17 protein-coding genes are annotated in these 16,024 nt (G+C 54.7%); 15 read left to right on the forward strand and 2 right to left on the reverse strand.

Annotation, left to right across the window (positions count from 1 at the left end):
• Positions 1 to 82: 82 nt before the first annotated feature.
• From P1X16_RS18645 to P1X16_RS18685, 9 genes are all read left to right on the forward strand, one after another.
• Positions 83 to 802: an N-acetylmuramoyl-L-alanine amidase gene (locus P1X16_RS18645; RefSeq protein WP_245119373.1), complete on the forward strand. Its 720-nt coding sequence runs from the start codon at positions 83 to 85 to the stop codon at positions 800 to 802.
• A gap of 57 nt (positions 803 to 859) precedes the next feature.
• Positions 860 to 1,891, forward strand: coding sequence for an MlaD family protein (locus tag P1X16_RS18650; protein WP_277232067.1), 1,032 nt, complete (start codon positions 860 to 862; stop codon positions 1,889 to 1,891).
• 193 nt (positions 1,892 to 2,084) lie between these two features.
• On the forward strand, positions 2,085 to 3,713 hold the full coding sequence (locus P1X16_RS18655) for an acyl-CoA carboxylase subunit beta (protein WP_277232070.1): 1,629 nt from the start codon (positions 2,085 to 2,087) through the stop codon (positions 3,711 to 3,713).
• Positions 3,714 to 3,881: 168 nt separating this feature from the next.
• The gene (locus P1X16_RS18660) at positions 3,882 to 4,349 is read left to right on the forward strand and encodes a hypothetical protein (protein ID WP_277232072.1); all 468 of its coding nucleotides are present in this window, start codon (positions 3,882 to 3,884) and stop codon (positions 4,347 to 4,349) included.
• Positions 4,350 to 4,771: 422 nt separating this feature from the next.
• Positions 4,772 to 5,626, forward strand: a complete 855-nt coding sequence (locus P1X16_RS18665; RefSeq protein ID WP_277232073.1) for an ABC transporter ATP-binding protein — start codon at positions 4,772 to 4,774, stop codon at positions 5,624 to 5,626.
• On the forward strand, positions 5,610 to 6,383 hold the full coding sequence (locus tag P1X16_RS18670; protein WP_277232074.1) for a hypothetical protein: 774 nt from the start codon (positions 5,610 to 5,612) through the stop codon (positions 6,381 to 6,383). Before P1X16_RS18665 ends, P1X16_RS18670 begins: the two co-directional genes overlap by 17 nt.
• 23 nt (positions 6,384 to 6,406) lie before the next feature.
• A complete protein-coding gene (locus P1X16_RS18675) occupies positions 6,407 to 6,799 on the forward strand; it encodes a GntR family transcriptional regulator (protein ID WP_277232077.1) in 393 nt (130 codons plus the stop codon).
• A complete protein-coding gene (locus P1X16_RS18680; RefSeq protein ID WP_277232080.1) occupies positions 6,796 to 7,527 on the forward strand; it encodes a hypothetical protein in 732 nt (243 codons plus the stop codon). Before P1X16_RS18675 ends, P1X16_RS18680 begins: the two co-directional genes overlap by 4 nt.
• A gap of 491 nt (positions 7,528 to 8,018) precedes the next feature.
• Complete coding sequence (locus tag P1X16_RS18685) at positions 8,019 to 8,894, forward strand: transglutaminase-like domain-containing protein (protein ID WP_277232082.1); 876 nt, start codon at positions 8,019 to 8,021, stop codon at positions 8,892 to 8,894.
• Between the two features lie 120 nt (positions 8,895 to 9,014).
• Here P1X16_RS18685 and P1X16_RS18690 read toward each other — a convergent pair whose 3' ends face one another.
• Together P1X16_RS18690 and P1X16_RS18695 are read right to left on the reverse strand one after the other, a co-directional pair.
• Complete coding sequence (locus P1X16_RS18690) at positions 9,015 to 9,605, reverse strand: redoxin domain-containing protein (protein WP_277232085.1); 591 nt, start codon at positions 9,603 to 9,605, stop codon at positions 9,015 to 9,017.
• Between the two features lie 103 nt (positions 9,606 to 9,708).
• A complete protein-coding gene (locus P1X16_RS18695; RefSeq protein WP_277232088.1) occupies positions 9,709 to 10,368 on the reverse strand; it encodes a 4'-phosphopantetheinyl transferase superfamily protein in 660 nt (219 codons plus the stop codon).
• A gap of 211 nt (positions 10,369 to 10,579) precedes the next feature.
• Between P1X16_RS18695 and P1X16_RS18700 the strand changes: the two genes are divergently transcribed.
• The 6 genes from P1X16_RS18700 (at position 10,580) to P1X16_RS18725 (ending at position 15,985) form a co-directional block, all read left to right on the forward strand.
• On the forward strand, positions 10,580 to 11,512 hold the full coding sequence (locus P1X16_RS18700; RefSeq protein ID WP_277232091.1) for a cytochrome D1 domain-containing protein: 933 nt from the start codon (positions 10,580 to 10,582) through the stop codon (positions 11,510 to 11,512).
• Between the two features lie 57 nt (positions 11,513 to 11,569).
• Positions 11,570 to 12,640, forward strand: coding sequence for a DivIVA domain-containing protein (locus tag P1X16_RS18705; RefSeq protein WP_277232093.1), 1,071 nt, complete (start codon positions 11,570 to 11,572; stop codon positions 12,638 to 12,640).
• Between the two features lie 138 nt (positions 12,641 to 12,778).
• The gene (gene folB / locus P1X16_RS18710; RefSeq protein WP_245119361.1) at positions 12,779 to 13,141 is read left to right on the forward strand and encodes a dihydroneopterin aldolase; all 363 of its coding nucleotides are present in this window, start codon (positions 12,779 to 12,781) and stop codon (positions 13,139 to 13,141) included.
• 505 nt (positions 13,142 to 13,646) lie between these two features.
• Entirely contained in the window at positions 13,647 to 14,198 is a 552-nt protein-coding gene (locus P1X16_RS18715) for an RNA polymerase sigma factor (RefSeq protein WP_245119360.1), read from the forward strand.
• Between the two features lie 29 nt (positions 14,199 to 14,227).
• The gene (locus tag P1X16_RS18720; protein WP_277232098.1) at positions 14,228 to 15,079 is read left to right on the forward strand and encodes a HEAT repeat domain-containing protein; all 852 of its coding nucleotides are present in this window, start codon (positions 14,228 to 14,230) and stop codon (positions 15,077 to 15,079) included.
• Between the two features lie 126 nt (positions 15,080 to 15,205).
• Complete coding sequence (locus P1X16_RS18725; RefSeq protein ID WP_277232101.1) at positions 15,206 to 15,985, forward strand: DUF4097 family beta strand repeat-containing protein; 780 nt, start codon at positions 15,206 to 15,208, stop codon at positions 15,983 to 15,985.
• Positions 15,986 to 16,024: the final 39 nt, after the last annotated feature.

Genomic DNA, 16,024 nt, shown 5'->3' on the forward strand with positions numbered 1-16,024 from the left:
CCTAGTTGGCATGTTGTGTTTTTCCGGCTCGCCGGCCGCAGTAGCGCCCGAGGCTCCGGAGCCTCGGCCTGTCTTGCCTACCATGCCCACGGGGTACCGGTTGCGGACAGTGGTTCTCGACGCTGGCCACGGCGGAAAAGACCGTGGTTGCGCGGGCGTAAGTGCCCGGGAAGCCGATGTGGCGTTGAAAATCGTGTTGGAGCTTGGGCGCCTGATTCAAGATAGCATGCCTGGTGTGAAAGTGGTGTACACTCGCAAAACCAATGTATTTGTAGAGTTAGCCGACCGGGCGGGCATTGCCAATAAAAACAACGCCGACCTGTTTATCTCCGTGCATTGCAACGCCGCTGCGCCTTCTGCCTACGGTACTGAAGTCTGGACCATGGGCCCGCACAAAACGGATGCTAACCTGTCAGTGGCCAAGCGGGAAAACGCCGTTATTCTGCAAGAAGACAACTATAAAGAGCGTTACAACGGCTTTGACCCTACTTCTCCTCAAAGCCATATTCTATTCTCCCTCTATCAGAGCGCGCACATCGTAAATAGTATCCGGTTTGCGCAGAAAGTTGACCGCCAATTCCGTACGACTATTAAACGTCCTTCGCGGGGTGTGAAACAAGCGGGATTTCTGGTGCTTTGGAAATCAACTATGCCTTCCGTTCTCATCGAAGCGGGCTTTCTTACCAACCGAACTGAAGAGAAGTATCTGAACGATAAAGCCGGCCAAGCGTATATGGCTTCAGGTATCTACCGGGCCTTCCGCGACTACAAAAATGAACTGGAGGTGATGAACGGGGAATAGCCGTTTTTACACCTGTCGTGGCCAGTTCTCTCTGCATATCACTAACGATAGACTATCGTGGCGAAAGAAATAAAAGTGGCCCTATTGGGCATTGTGGCTCTAGCGGCCCTGATTTTAGGATTCAATTTCCTAAAAGGGGCCAATTTGCTCTCCTCCGACCGCACCTACTATGCCACCTACGACAACGTAGATGGTCTTACGGTAGGCAATCCGGTGATACTGAACGGTATCAAAGTAGGGCAGGTCAAGGAAATGCGGCTAATGCCTGAGCAAGCCAACCGAATCAAAGTAGCCGTGGAACTGCAGAAAGGTATCACCGTCGGAGACTCGACAGTGGCTAGCCTAAGCGGCTCGTTGCTGGGCTCTAAGACCATTACGCTGTTCCTCGGCAAAAATTCCAAGGTGTACGATGGCGGCGAAGAGCTGAAGTCTTATACCGTAGCCAGCATCACAGACGCGTTCCAGGCCAAGGCCCTACCGGTCCTCGGCACCGTCGATTCGACGCTGACTAAAGTGAACAGCTTCTTGAACAAGGATGCTCGTGTGAGTTTGCAGGCTACGCTGCTGAATGCACAGGGCAGCACTGAGGCCCTCCGCAACCTGCTGGTGATGAACCAACGCAACATCAACCAGATTACGAGCAACATGGCCAAGCTGACTTCCGACCTGGCCGTGACCACCAAAAAGTTCGACCGGATTGCCGCCAACTTCAGCCAGCTCAGCGATTCGCTCAAAGGGGCACCCGTTGGGCCCGCCATGCGCAAGCTGAACGCCACTATGACGGAGGCGCAAGGAACAATGACCACCTTGAACCGGTCGTTGAACGACCAGAAAGGTTCGTTGGGCAAGCTTATGAACGACGACTCGCTCTACAATAACCTTAACGCCACGGCTGCCAGCACCAACTCGCTGCTTTCTGACTTCCAAGCTAATCCTAAGCGCTACGTTCACTTCTCGGTGTTTGGTGGCGGCAAGGAAAAGGTGAAGAAAGAAGTTGAAAAGAAGCATAATGGAGAAGTGGAAGTGGAAACCAAGAAGGTTACTTCTACACCTACTCTACAACCTTCTGACTCGGCTGTGCAGAAGTAACCATAGGCCTAAAGCGGCGCAGAACCGACCCACATTCTCTACCTTTGAAATCCGCCCCAACAGGCGGATTTCTTGTTTCCTACCCTTTGGTAAGGAAGCAATAGAGTAATGCGCCTGCATTTTTTTGCCGCGTAAGCAAAGCAATAAGCTCATTACTCTAGTGCCACTTCACAACCTACCCATTCCCACCCGCATGAACCTCGAATTCAACAAAAACGACGACCTACTCAAACAACTAAATTTTCAACTCAGCCAACGCTTAAAGAAGGTACAACTTGGTGGCGGCGAGAAACGCATTGCTGCCCACAAAGCCAAAGGCAAGCTCACTGCCCGGGAGCGAATTGACTACCTGCTCGACAAAGATTCAGAAACCATCGAAATAGGAGCTTTTGCGGGGGAGGGAATGTACCAGGAAGAAGGCGGCTGCCCGAGTGGCGGAGTGGTCGTGGTAGTAGGATACGTGCAGGGTCGGCAGTGCGTGGTCGTAGCCAATGATGCCACCGTGAAAGCAGGAGCTTGGTTTCCGATTACGGCCAAGAAAAACCTGCGGGCTCAGGAAATCAGCATCGAAAACAAGTTACCAATCATCTACCTCGTCGATTCGGCGGGGGTGTACCTGCCCATGCAGGACGAAATCTTCCCTGATAAAGAGCACTTCGGCCGCATCTTTCGCAACAACGCCGTAATGAGCAGTATGGGCATCGTGCAGCTGGCCGCCATTATGGGGCCGTGCGTGGCCGGTGGGGCGTACCTGCCCATTATGAGCGACGAGGCCATGATTGTGGACGGCACCGGCTCGGTATTCCTGGCGGGCTCGTATCTGGTGAAGTCGGCTATCGGCGAAACCATCGACAACGAAACTCTAGGCGGCGCAACCACTCACTCCGAAATTTCGGGCGTCACGGATTACAAGTTCGCTAATGATGAGGAGTGCCTCGACCACATCCGCAACATCTTCGACAAGATGGGCGGACACGCTACGGCGGGCTTCTCGCGCAAGACTCCCGCACCACCTAAAGAGAAGCCCGAGGAAATCTACGGCTTGCTACCCGCCGACCGGGTGAAGCCTTACGACATGATGGACATCATCCGGCGGCTGGTTGACGATTCCGAGTTTGAGCCCTACAAAGACCTCTACGGCCAGACGCTACTTTGCGGGCTGGCACGCATTGATGGATGGGCCGTGGGCATTGTAGCCAACCAACGCAAAATCGTGAAGACCAAAAAAGGCGCCATGCAGATGGGCGGCGTTATTTACTCCGACTCGGCTGATAAGGCAGCGCGCTTCATCATGAACTGCAATCAGAAGCGCATCCCGCTGGTGTTCCTACACGACGTGTCGGGCTTTATGGTTGGCTCGCAATCCGAACACGGCGGCATCATCAAGGACGGCGCCAAGATGGTGAATGCCATGAGTAATTCGGTGGTGCCTAAGTTTTCGGTGATAATTGGGAACAGCTACGGGGCCGGCAACTACGCCATGTGCGGCAAGGCGTACGACCCGCGGCTCATTGTGGCCTGGCCCACCGCCCAACTAGCCGTAATGAGCGGAGCCGCCGCCGCCAACACACTGCTTCAGATTCAGGTAGCCTCGCTTAAAGCCAAAGGAGAGGTCATCACGCCAGAAGCCGAGAAAGAACTGCTGGACCGCATCAAAGCCCGCTACGACGAACAACTCTCGCCCTACTATGCCGCCGCTCGACTTTGGGTGGATGCCATTATTGATCCGCTGGAAACCCGCAAGGTCATTTCGCAAGGTATCTCCATGGCTAATCATGCCCCGATTGAAAAGGCATATAATGTGGGCGTGATTCAGGTTTGATTTCAAATTTGAGTGGCGATAGATAAGATACTACCCATTGCACAAGCAACCGCATAAACAACGTTTTAGTAGTTCTTCGGCCTGCCCACACAACCTAGCGCGGCAGGCCATTGGCGTTTGGCAAGACTTGCCTTGTACCTTTGCCACCCATCCTGATGCCAACCAAACGTGACCGATCAGAATACCGCCGCTTTCGAAAAAGCCCGAACTGGCCTGTGGACTAGCTTGCAGAAGCATTTAGCGGCTGTGTACAATGCTGAGAAAAGCTTCTCAGCGGCTACCGCCTTTGTCGATGAATTCCCTTTTGCTTTGCACGCAGCAACTCAGGAGCAGCAAGATGACTTTTCTAAATCCCGCAATGCTCTTCGTGACCTCTACAGCGACGAAACCACACAGCTTGACACGCTGGTAAAAGCCATTCGAACCAAAGGCTATTCCGAAGACCAAAAGAAGCAGTTGTATCTGTTGATCCTCGGCTATATGGATATAGCGGCTTCCATATTCGAGCTACTGAAAACGCACGTTCCTACTAAGCTGCCTGAGGATGAGGAACTGGCAGAAGTGGCGGCTAAGTTTGAACGGGTGAAGAAGTTTGCCCGGCTGAATGTGAAGGGACTTGCCGGCTTGTTAGGCTAATCAGCTAAAGCTAGAAGCTGTTTGCGCAAATGCTTCTAGCAGCTCTCCATTGCCACGCAGGTCTATCCGGAAACAACTGCATGTATTTGTCTAGCTCTAGCCGGAACATCATTGGCTAGCTTCTACGCTGCCCCCATATTCAGCACTGAGCTTGAATACGGGGGCTGCGTTCATAAATGAGCAGCAGAAACTTCCAGCAGACTTCGGCATGCCGGATAGGAAAATAGACAGCAAGCGCATGTGGTTGCAATGATGTGCGGTGTTGCTCCTGCTTGTTGAGCTATAGAGAACGTCGTGAGGGCCTCTGTTGATATGTGCCCTCAATAGTTAAAATCGGAAAGCGCAAATAAAATTTGCAATTCAAGATATAGGCTGTACGTTTATGGTGTATTAGATACATAGTACACTAAAACAATAAGCGTATGGTTACTATCCAGAACCTCCGATTTGGGTACTCTCGCCGAGCACCACTCTTCGAGGAACTGAGCCTAAGCCTTAAGCGTGGGCACATTTATGGGCTCTTAGGCAAAAACGGCGCGGGCAAGTCTACGCTACTGAAGTGTATGGTGGGGCTGGCTTTTCCGTGGTCGGGAACGTGCACCGTACATGGGCAGCCGTCGGCTGAGCGTCGGCCCGACGTGTTATCGGACCTTTTCTTCTTGCCTGAAGAAGTATATGTACCTGCCCTAACAATCGAGCAATTTGTGGGCAGCACGGCACCGTTCTATCCACGTTTCAATCGGGCTCAGCTAGATACTTGCCTACGCGAACTAGAGGTGCCAGCCCAAAGCCGATTGCATGCGTTATCGTACGGGCAGCAGAAAAAATTTATGATTGCCTTTGCTCTAGCTTCCAATACTAGCCTGTTGGTACTCGATGAGCCTACTAACGGCCTCGATATACCCTCGAAAGCGCAGTTCCGCAAAATTGTGGCTTCGACATTAGGAGAAGAGCGGTGCGTGATAATCTCGACCCACCAAGTGCGCGACCTCGACGCCCTAATTGATACCGTAGTGGTGGTACACAACCACCAGATTGTGCTCAACCATAGCATTGACGAATTAGCGGAACGCTTACGCTTCGGCATAGCCCGCCCTAACGAAGCTGACAGCCCGATTTATGTAGAATCCTCCGTACGCGGGCAGCATGGCATCTGGCCCAACCCCGACGGGCTGCCAAGCCGGGTTGATTTAGAATTGCTTTTCAACGCTCTAATCAGCGACAATACTGCCCTAGCCAACCATTTATTGCAGCCTTCCCATGAACCAGCACTTTGATTTTTCGCGCTTCTCGCGCTTGTTGCGCAGGCATACCGCCGAGCACCTGCGCGCTTATTTGATGGGAGTGGCCGTGCTGGTAGGGGGAGTGGTTGCGGTGTTAGGCGGAGTGACCTACTTAGGCGGCCGGCCGCTGCACCCGGCTGTGCAGCTGGTTTTGTTTGAATATGGACTGCTGTCGGCCGGCGCCATGTTTACGGCCGCGGTGTTCGCGGCCATAGGTGACCAGAGCCGGGCAGCTCCGGCGTTGCTGCTGCCAGCCTCGCACCTCGAAAAGTACCTGGTGGTATGGCTGTATTCACTGCCGGTATTTATGGTGGTGTACACAGTTGTTTTTTTAGCTGTGGACGCCCTGACACTGCAATTAGGAGCCGCTGGCTACCCTCGTCAATTACTTAGTTTTTCCGAAGAGCCGCACTACCTAGTGCAAGCATTGCTGCGCTACGCCGTGCTGCATGCGGCGGCGCTGTGGTGCGCCATCTATTTCAAGCGGCAGCACGTCATCAGAATGGCTTTTGTCGTGTTTGGGTTGGGTGGAGCGCTGACGCTACTAAATTTCCAAGTGCTGAAGCGACTGCTGACGCCAGGCATTGCACCAACGCTGCCGTTTAGCAGTGTGAGAATAGCCGAAGGCGGCCAACTGTTCAGCTTGGCGCTGCCAACTACCCACCCTGCACTGTTTGTGTTGCTACCGCTGGTGTTAGCCTTATTGCTGTGGGCAGGTGCCTACGCCCGCCTAACCGAAAAGCAACTATAGCCTAGCGGAAGCTTATTAATTGTATGGATTTCAACGAAAACGAAGCCATCTACCTGCAAATAGCCGGGTATGTGAGCGAGCATATTCTGCGGGGGCAATGGCCGCCCGACGACAAAATTCCGTCGGTCCGGGAATTAGCTGGCGACTTGCAGGTGAACCCTAATACGGTGATGCGCACGTACGAGCACCTCCAAAACCAACAAGTGATTTACAACAAGCGTGGCATCGGCTTTTTTGTGTCGCCCGACGGGCCGCAGCGCGTGCAGGAGCAGCGCAAAGCTCGTTTTTTGCAGCAGGAGCTGCCTACTTTCTTTCGCACTATTCGGCTGCTAGGCGTGGACCTGCTTGAAGTGCAAGAGCGCTACACCCAATTTCTGGCCGAACATCCTGAACCCGCTTCCACTCTGCACTCATGAAAAACAGCCTTAAGTTTCTAACTGCCGCTGGCGTACTGTTGGTAGGTTCGCTCACCACCTACAATGCCGCCCTACGGGCCGAGTACCAGCGCGGAGCCTTCAAAGACCCGCTAAGCAACTACAAAGCGTTGCCGTTGCGCAACTTCAACATTCTGGATGTGCCCGCGGCTGGTGCGATGCGTGTACGCGTGGAATCCGGCCCTTTTGCAGTTTACATAAATAAGGACGCTGCCCAATATGTGCAGGTGAAGCAACAGAACAGCCAACTCACGCTCGCGCTGAACTACCCCGAAAAAGAAGAGTATCTGGGTCAAGGCGACGCTGTTATTGTGCGCTGCCCACGCCTCAACCTGCTGACGGCTAGCACCATCTACACGCGGGCTGGCAGCACCCAAACCACCAAGCAGCAAAACGATGTAAACGGGACCCTGCTATTGATAAAAGGCTTCACGCAAGACAGTTTACGGGTGATGCAAAACCATACTTCGCACGTGGTGCTAGCTGGAAACCACCTCGGCCAATTGCGCGCAGTAGTAGGCAATACGGCGGGTAGTACCGCCGAACTGGATTTGAGCGCCGACAACCTGCTAGGTGCTACGGATGTGCGAGTGAGAGAACGAAGCAAGTTAGTGGCAAACGACGTGGCGCTGCCCGGACTACGCTGGCAGTTCAGCGACAGTGCCCAGGTGCAACTTTCCGGTGCGGCATTGCGTGCCTTGGCTAAATAGGAGAGTGAGCAACAGCTGGTAGGTGCTATAGGAAACAAGCCTACTAGCTATTCAGGGGTAGTGCGGGCTGCAACTCGCATTACTCACTGATCTTGTTGTCTGAGGTAAGTCGTAGCCACAACAAACGTCACAAGTAAGGCAGTTTGTTAGCTCGCCTTGTAAAATCTATTGTACTTACACAAAGGCTTGCTGTGCCTGCTGCATCCTCTTGCGGCAAGCACAGCAAGCCTTTTGTATCTGTTGGGCTGAGGGTGCGTGAGGCCTGATGCAAGCAATACCTCATTACCAAATTCGCACATATAGAGTGCCTTAGGGCCTACAATGCGGAAGCTCTGTGCCACTTTTTTCGATATGTCGTAAACCTATTTTAAATTGAACAATCCACCCCTTGGGTACTGTTAAACCCAGGCAGCTGACCGCGGTGATACCGTGTCGGATGCTTTAATTTGTTACTTCTGCCGCTTCTGCCTTTTGGCACCCCTTATTGCTACATGACCAACAAAGAAATTAAGGCACTTATCTCCCTGCTCGACGACCCCGAAGTTGCGCCGCAGATTCAGGAGAAAATTCAAACGCTTGGGGAAAGCCTGATTCCCTTTCTAGAGGAGTCATGGGAAGAAACCCTTGATTCGCAGCAGCAGCAGCGGCTGGAAGACCTGATACACAGGTTGCAGTTCGAAGGCTTGCAGCAGCGCCTACGCGTATGGCGCGACTCCGGCAGCGAGAACCTGATTGAAGGGATGTGGCTGCTGAATTCGTACCAGTATCCCGATGCCGACTTGCAGGTGCTCAACCGCGCTATCGAGCAATTGCGCTTCGAGGTTTGGACCTTGCTCAAACCCGAAATGCACCCCGCCGACCAGGTGCAGGCCTTGAACTATGTGCTGTTCAAGACGCATAAGTTTGCGGCTAACACCCAAAACTTTCATTCGCCAGCCAACTCCATGTTGCAGCGGGTGTTGGAAACTCGGCGCGGCAACCCGCTCACGCTTTGTGTTATTTATTTGCTGGTGGCGCAGCGGCTGAATCTGCCTATCTACGGCGTGAATTTGCCCAATCTATTCGTGCTCACCTACCGCCTCGACAACCTCGACGTGGAGCCGTTCTACATCAACTGCTACAACCGTGGCCTCGTGTTGTCGCGCACCGACATCGAGCATTACGTAGCGCAGCTCAACCTCACGCCCAACGACATTTTCTATGAGCCCTGCTCGCACATCGATATAGTGCGTCGGGCTTTGCGCAACTTGCAATTGAGTTTCGAAAAGCTACAGGAGCCTGCCAAAGCTGCCGAAGTCAACAAGCTGTTGGCTATCCTTACGGAAGAGCAATCAGCTGCCCCTGACGAGTCACAGAGCGAGGAGTAAATGCGCCTCCGCAAATCAGGCACACAGTTTTCCGTTAAGTATCCTCAGGTTCTGAAAAGCAAAAGCCCTTGACCAACTACTTGGCCAAGGGCTTTTGCTTTTCAGAACCTGAGCTGAATGTTAGTTACGCTTGATCAGGCAGCCGGCGGCGCGTTTGTCTGGAACACCCGCGGGGCGTCCGGCGAGGAGGTTGTCAAGGACTTGCTGGAGGTAGTGTTCCTTCGCAAAGCCCTCCATCTGTGGGTTATCATCAATTGCCCCTTTATAGCGCACGGCAAAGCCACTGCCTACTGGTTGCAATACCACTGCTTCGGGTGTTTTAGAAGCTCCTAGCAATGTGCTTACTTTTTGGCCTTCGTCACTGAGCAAAGGCAAATCGGCACCCGCTGCCTTGGCTCCTGCTTCGGCGCTGGCATCGAGGTTAATAGGCGCTTCAATGAATAGAAACTGCACTCCATTGCCACTGTACTTTGAACTTAGTGCCGCAAGGCGTGCCTGATAAAGCCGTGTAAAAGCGCAATTCGGGTTAACGAATACAACCACAACCGCCTTATTGCCTGCGTAGCTACGCAACGCTACTTCTGCGTTGGCGCCGTTTTTCAAGCTGAAGTCGCTAACTGTACGGTCGCCTTGGGCGCGGGCTACACCTACAGCAACTGTACAAAACAGCAGGGCCGCAGCAGCAATTATAGAAACTCGGCGAAAGGACATGAGAAGGAGTGAGATGGTGAAAAGTAAAATTGTGCGCTTGCTGTTCAGGTGAAAATTGAGTTTGATATTCTGGTAAAAGAAAGCAGAACATCAAAACTCGACTTCACCACTTCACAATTTCACTGTGTGCGTAAGTTAGCACGTAATCGGGAGTGAGGCGCTGATAATGAATTTGGTGTTCGCTGCGAGAGTTTTCTAGGAGCAGGTGTCCCGTCAGTACACCGGCCTCCCGCAGCTTGAACGGGTCGAGCAGAATCTGCTCTTTGAACACCAAGCCCCGGCGACTGTGCAGCTTATAAATCGTCTCTTTGGCACTCCAATAGAGACTGTGCTTCGCTGTTTCGTCGCCAGCGTCGGCCCGTTCGGCTTCCGATAGAAACCGCGGCGCCAACTTTTGCGCTTTGTCGCGTACTAGTTCAACATCTGTGCCAACATGCCCTTGGGTAGCTACCACACAGGCCACCCACTGGCCTGAGTGCGACAAAGAAACGGCGAATGCGGGCAATTGCTCGAAGAATGGCCGGCCATTCGCATCGTTAAGAAGAATAGCGGAGTCCGAAGTAAACTCTCGTAGCACCTCGTGCGCCAACGCCCGTCCGGCTAACCATTGCGTGCTGCGCGTCTCGTCGCGGCCCGCGGGCTGGATGGCGGCGTACTGCCTGGGCTCTGGTAAGGCGTGCAGCAAAGCTTCAGCAGGCTCTTCCAGTTGCCACAAACCTAGCAGGCTTTGGTCGGAGAGGGGCGTAAGGGAGTGTAGTGGCATAGCAACGAAGGTAACTGCCGTAGAAAAACAAGTCCGTAAGCTGGAGCGCAAATTGCCAGCTTCGCGCACGGTCGAACGAATGAAACTGTGCCGTGGCAACAGCTGTCAGGCAACACAGTTTCGTTCAGCAATTCGCGATGCACAGGCTTGGCACTCCGGTCTTGTTTAGTTTCTGCTCCTTGCAATGGCAAGGAGAGGCTAACTTCGCGGCATGGCACTCATGCACCGTCCCGAAGTTCAGAAACTCGCCGCCCTCACCGGGCACCGCGACTGTGTGTATACCTTAGCCGGTACGGCAGGCGCCTCTACCTTCTACTCCAGCGGGGCCGATGGAATGGTGGCTGCTTGGAATGCTGCTGACACCGAGCAGGATGGTGAGCTAATAGCAAAGGTGGAAAACTCGGTGTATGCCCTGCTACACCTGCCACAGCGCAATCTGCTGGTGCTCGGTCACAACTTTCAAGGTGTGCAAGCCATAGCGCTAGACGAGAAGAAGCTAGCCTTTGCTACCGCCTTGCCGCCGATGGCCATCTTCGACATGGCGTATTCCCAAGCTCGGCAGCGCCTCTACGTGGCTCTTGGCGACGGAACGCTGGCCGTGCTACGGGCCGCTGACTTCAAAGTGGAATCCTTGCTGCGCCTGTCGGATAAAAGCTTACGCTGCCTCGCGCTGCATGAGGAGCGGGGTGAGCTAGCGGTAGGGGGCTCCGACTGGCTCGTCCGCGTTCTGGACGCCGATACCTTGGCTGTGAAACACACGATTAGTGGTAGCACTAACTCCGTCTTCACTGCTGCTTACTCGCCCGATGGCCGCTACCTGCTCACGGCGGGGCGCGATGCTCATTTGCGCGTGTGGAACGTGGCCGCCAATTATATTGAGCATCAAACCATCGTGGCGCATATGTTCACCATCAACCACCTGGCGTTTTCGCCGGACGGGCGGCTGCTGGCTACCTGTAGCATGGACAAGAGCATCAAGCTATGGGATGCTGATACGCTGGCTTTGCTGCGGGTGGTGGACCGGGCGCGGCACGCCGGGCACGGCACTTCCGTAAACAAGTTGTTTTGGCCGGGAACGCAGAATCGGCTAGTTTCGTGTAGCGACGACCGCAGCCTTGCCGTGTGGCAGGTTAGTACTGAGTAGTCGGTTCAGAGTGGCGAAAACGACGTTTGAAGGTCCAGCTTTCAGCAGGCCCGCAGAATGTCTTATCTTAATTACGGCCACCTGCTCGTTACTCACTACTTAGTACTCAATACCAAAGTCATGAAAATTACCGCCCTCGACATTCGCCAGAAGACTTTTGAAAAAGCTTTTCGGGGACTAGATAAAGACGAAGTGCAGGCGTTTCTGCTCACCCTCTCGCAGCAGTGGGAGCGGATGGGCGACGAAAACCGTGAGTTGCGCGTGAAGCTCGACCACGCTACCCAAGACGTAAGCAAGATGCGCGAGGTGGAAACCAGCCTCTACCGCACCCTCAAAACCGCCGAAGACACGGGTAATAGCATCACCGAGCAAGCCCAGCGCGACGCCGAGCTACGCATTCGGGAAGCTCAGCTGAAAGCCGAGCAGCTATTGTCCGATGCGCGCCAGAAAGCCCGCGCTGTGGTAGAGGAAGCCTATCAGCAGTCGGAGAAGACGATTGCCGAAATGAAGAAGGAAGTAAACGGCCTCGGCCAGGAATGCCAACGCTTAGAAGCGCATCTCGAAACCTTGGTTCGTGACTTGCACCATATGGCTTCTGATGTGCTGGCCAAGGTGGAAAAAGCGCGGGCCCAACCGAAAGCCAGTACGGCGGCCATCCTTTCCCGTGCAGCTAGCGTAAAAGTGAACCGGATAGATGCTGCAGACCACTCAGCCCCGTCCGACGCTCCTATGTACGTTAGTTCTTCTGCCACTTCTTCTGCTGCTATAGCGGGTGCTTCAGGTGCTTCCTTCAACGGCTCATCTGTTGCCCGCACAGAACCGCAAGCCTATAACCCCAAGCCCGGCCAGCAGCCCGATCCGGGTGCTCCAGCCCAAACCCCTGGCCCCGATATTCAGCCTAATCCTTCGCCAAGCGAAAATCCGGGTCGGGTAGATCCTTCCCGTATCTATCAGCCCGAGCCTTCCACGGTGCCTCAACCCGGCGAGCCACGCGTAGAGCCCACCGCTCCCGACATTCAGCCCATTGGCCCTAGCCACCCCGAAATCACGCAGCCTGAGCCCTCTACGCATCCTGGCATGGCTGCTGCCGTGGCATCAACCGAGAAGTCTTTCTTCGACGAGATATAAGCAAGCCGTGAGTTACCTCATGGGCTAGTGTGCCTCACAGCGAAAAGCCTGCCTTGAACGGCAGGCTTTTTTGTTGCTTTGTAAGGCGGTGCCATCAGCCTGCTATTACACTATTTCACAATCTCACAATTTCACCGCATGGGCCAGATTGCACTGGAGGGAATGGAGTTTTTTGCATTCCACGGCTACTACGACGAGGAGCAGAAAATCGGGAATAAGTACGGCGTTGACCTTTACATCACCACGGATCTGCACGCGGCTGGCGCCTCCGACCGGCTGCACGAGACGGTAAACTACGAAGTGCTCTACCGGGTGGTAGCTGAAGAAATGCTGGCTCCTGCCCGGTTGCTGGAACACTTAGGCTACCGCGTCATAGATCGGGTGATGGAAGAGTTTCCCTACATCGAAGCCGTGCAAGTCAGCGTCTCGAAATTCAACCCGCCCCTAGGCGGTATTTGTCACCGCGCCCGCGTAACCCTAGACCGCCAGCGCGGCGATTAATTAAGGAATACCTAGATACCTGCTTGCCCGCCATGCCAACCATGTTAATACTGTAGTGTCATGCTGAGCGCAGTCGAAGCATCTCGCTAGTGTGGTACACCCTTTTGCCATTGCAACGAGTCGAGCGAGATGCTTCGGCTGCGCTCAGCATGACAAGTACTTTGGTAACGTCATCTGTACAACGTCAGCACGCGAGATGCTTCGGCAAGCTCAGCATGACGGTTACTTTGGCAAAAGCAGCACGCTTTAGTATAACGCTCTGATTGTGGCAGTAATGACAGCACGATGGAAGAGTTGCAACGCATGATTGCAATACAATCAGCTTCGAACGCAGAAATACCAGCTCTCACAGGCTGGTTTTTTTGTGCTTGACCGACAGAGTATTAGCTGTTCTGCGAAAGCTGTATTCTTACTTCTGAAAAAATAAATGATACCGGCTGTAACGAATAGGCGAGCCGCCGGTAATCGGTGCAAAATCAATCATCCACGTTTCTTTCGACTTAGAATGCAGGTAGTTGCTACAAGCGACGAAGAGCTGATGGCTCAGGTGAAGGCCGACAACCTGGACCAAATGGTGCCGTTGTTTGAGCGTTACCAAGGGCCGCTGTTTGGCTTTCTGTGTCGGCTAAGCGGTGGCGATGCGGAAGTAGGGCAGGACCTTACGCAGAACGTGTTCTACCGGGCCATGAAGTACCGGGCAAGCTACCAAACCGGCCAACCGGTGCGGGCTTGGCTCTACCAACTAGCCCGCCACGTGCACGCCGACCACTGGCAGAAAAGCCGTCGTCAGCAACCCACCGCCGACATCGACGGAGTAGAGCGCACCGTTGGTCACAGCCGCATTGCCCAAGCCGATTGTCAGTCCACTGACCAGAAGCAGGCCTTGCAGGAAGCACTAAACCTGCTGCCGGCCGAGCAGCGCGAAATCCTAGTGTTGCACCGCTTTCAGGGCTTCGACTACACCGAAATAGGAGAAATGTTGGGCTGTACCGCTGGTGCGGCCCGCGTCAAAGCCCACCGCGCCTTAGAAGCGTTGCGCAAAATATACTTCAGCTGAAAACCGCGGGCCTAGCCCGACTACATACCATGGACGAGTTTCTTGATCATACATCTCCCACTCCTGACTGCGATGCCATTGCGCCCTTGCTGGCTGGCTACGTAGAAAAGGACCTAACGGCCACGGAAATGGCGCAGGTGGAGGCCCACTTGCCCGCTTGCCAGGCGTGCCGCGCCCATCTGCGGGAACTGCGGGAGTTACTAGCCTGCATCGACGACCAAGTATTTCCGATGCCGCCGCTGGCACTCCGCGACAACTTTCTCGCCCAACTGGCTGAGGAGAAGATGGCCCTACCCAAAGCCGTTGCTCCGCAGCCAACAGAAGCGCCCGAAGCCAAAGTGGTAGCCTTTTGGGCCCCCACACCCACGGCCCGCTGGCTCCGCATAGCCGCCAGCATTGCCCTACTTGCGGTAGGTGCCTTGTTTGGCCTGATGTTGCGCCCTGGCATTTCGCCAGAATTAGCCTCACAGCAGCCCGCTCCCGGCGAAACACTAGCCGCCACCCTAACGGCCGCTAGCAGCCAACCAGCCACGGCTAGCCGCCGCATTCAGCTGGTGGCAGAGGCGCCTGCCTCGGTGCAGCCCGGCGACCCTGCCATTCAAGTGCTTATCAATACGCTGAATGCCGATCCTAGCCCGAACGTGCGGCTGGCAGCGTGCGAAGCCCTCTACCGCCTTCGCGCCGACCCCCGAGTAGGCCCGGCGCTGGTGCAGGCCTTGCCCAACCAAAACGACCCTAATGTTCAAATCACCCTGATTGAGTTGCTGGTGGCCCTGCGCGACAAGCGGGCCGTGCCAACCTTGGAGCGGCTCTCACGGCAATCCGACGCGCTGCCCGCAGTGCGCCAGCAAGCCGCCAGTGGCCTAGGCCAACTCATCTAAGGTTGTTGCGGCCGGCAACATAGGTCTAAGGGTGCATCCGGATGTGCCCTCAGCCTCTGCCCGCACCTGCTGTGCGCAGTGCCGAAACAGCTCTTTTCTTCCTCTCTTGACTCACCGTTTTTACCCATGAAAAAGATCGTAGTACTCACCTTTGTTACCCTGCTCACGGCTAGTGCTAGTCTGCAGGCACAGGAATTCAAAGCGAAATTCAATAGCCGCCAAGACCGCAAAGTGGTGCTGGAAATGCAAGGCAACGACGTAACCGTGGAAGGCTACGACGGCGACGAACTCATCATCCGGGGCAACGGCTACGAGGCTCCGCCCAAGCAAGCCCAAGGACTGCGCCCCGTTTATAACTCGGCCGTCGACAACACACAGCTCGGGCTGGCCGTGACGCCTGGCTCCGGCAATACCCTACGCGTAGTGAATGCCTCCCGGCAGGGTGCTACCTACAGCATTCGGGTGCCGCACCGCACGGCACTGGTCTTCACCCAAACCAACTGGAACAGCGGCGACCTAGTCATCCGCGACGTGGAAGGCAGCATTGAGGCCACGCTGAAAAGCGGCGACATGAAGCTGGTGAACGTGTCGGGGCCGGTGGTGGCCAACAGCGTGAGCGGCGACGTAACCATCAGCTTCAATGGAATGCGGCAAGAGCCTAGCTCGATTTCCTTGGTCAGCGGCAACCTGGACATTACTATGCCTGCGGCCAGCAAAGCCAACTTAGCTCTGCGCTCTATTTCCGGTGAAATCTATACAGACTTCGAATTGAACCTTGGCAAAGGACCCGGCAACATGAGCCGGATAGGAGGCCAAACCATCAGCGGCAACATCAACGGGGGCGGCGGGGCTACCCTGTCGTTGAAAACCATCAGCGGCGACATTTTCGTCCGCAAGGCCAAGTAAGGCGACAGCCAGATGCCGGGCCTGGCGTCTGCTTGTCGA

It is taken from the genome of Hymenobacter sp. YC55 (assembly GCF_029433095.1).
In the GTDB taxonomy this organism is placed as follows: domain Bacteria; phylum Bacteroidota; class Bacteroidia; order Cytophagales; family Hymenobacteraceae; genus Hymenobacter.

Coding starts and splice junctions, on each gene's coding strand:
- P1X16_RS18645 (WP_245119373.1), top strand. CDS start 83: ATGCCCACGGGGTACCGGTTGCGGACAGTGGTTCTCGACGCTGGCCAC.
- P1X16_RS18655 (WP_277232070.1), top strand. CDS start 2,085: ATGAACCTCGAATTCAACAAAAACGACGACCTACTCAAACAACTAAAT.
- P1X16_RS18665 (WP_277232073.1), top strand. CDS start 4,772: ATGGTTACTATCCAGAACCTCCGATTTGGGTACTCTCGCCGAGCACCA.
- P1X16_RS18670 (WP_277232074.1), top strand. CDS start 5,610: ATGAACCAGCACTTTGATTTTTCGCGCTTCTCGCGCTTGTTGCGCAGG.
- P1X16_RS18675 (WP_277232077.1), top strand. CDS start 6,407: ATGGATTTCAACGAAAACGAAGCCATCTACCTGCAAATAGCCGGGTAT.
- P1X16_RS18680 (WP_277232080.1), top strand. CDS start 6,796: ATGAAAAACAGCCTTAAGTTTCTAACTGCCGCTGGCGTACTGTTGGTA.
- P1X16_RS18685 (WP_277232082.1), top strand. CDS start 8,019: ATGACCAACAAAGAAATTAAGGCACTTATCTCCCTGCTCGACGACCCC.
- P1X16_RS18690 (WP_277232085.1), bottom strand. CDS start 9,605: ATGTCCTTTCGCCGAGTTTCTATAATTGCTGCTGCGGCCCTGCTGTTT.
- P1X16_RS18695 (WP_277232088.1), bottom strand. CDS start 10,368: ATGCCACTACACTCCCTTACGCCCCTCTCCGACCAAAGCCTGCTAGGT.
- P1X16_RS18700 (WP_277232091.1), top strand. CDS start 10,580: ATGGCACTCATGCACCGTCCCGAAGTTCAGAAACTCGCCGCCCTCACC.
- P1X16_RS18705 (WP_277232093.1), top strand. CDS start 11,570: ATGTCTTATCTTAATTACGGCCACCTGCTCGTTACTCACTACTTAGTA.
- folB (WP_245119361.1), top strand. CDS start 12,779: ATGGGCCAGATTGCACTGGAGGGAATGGAGTTTTTTGCATTCCACGGC.
- P1X16_RS18715 (WP_245119360.1), top strand. CDS start 13,647: ATGCAGGTAGTTGCTACAAGCGACGAAGAGCTGATGGCTCAGGTGAAG.
- P1X16_RS18720 (WP_277232098.1), top strand. CDS start 14,228: ATGGACGAGTTTCTTGATCATACATCTCCCACTCCTGACTGCGATGCC.
- P1X16_RS18725 (WP_277232101.1), top strand. CDS start 15,206: ATGAAAAAGATCGTAGTACTCACCTTTGTTACCCTGCTCACGGCTAGT.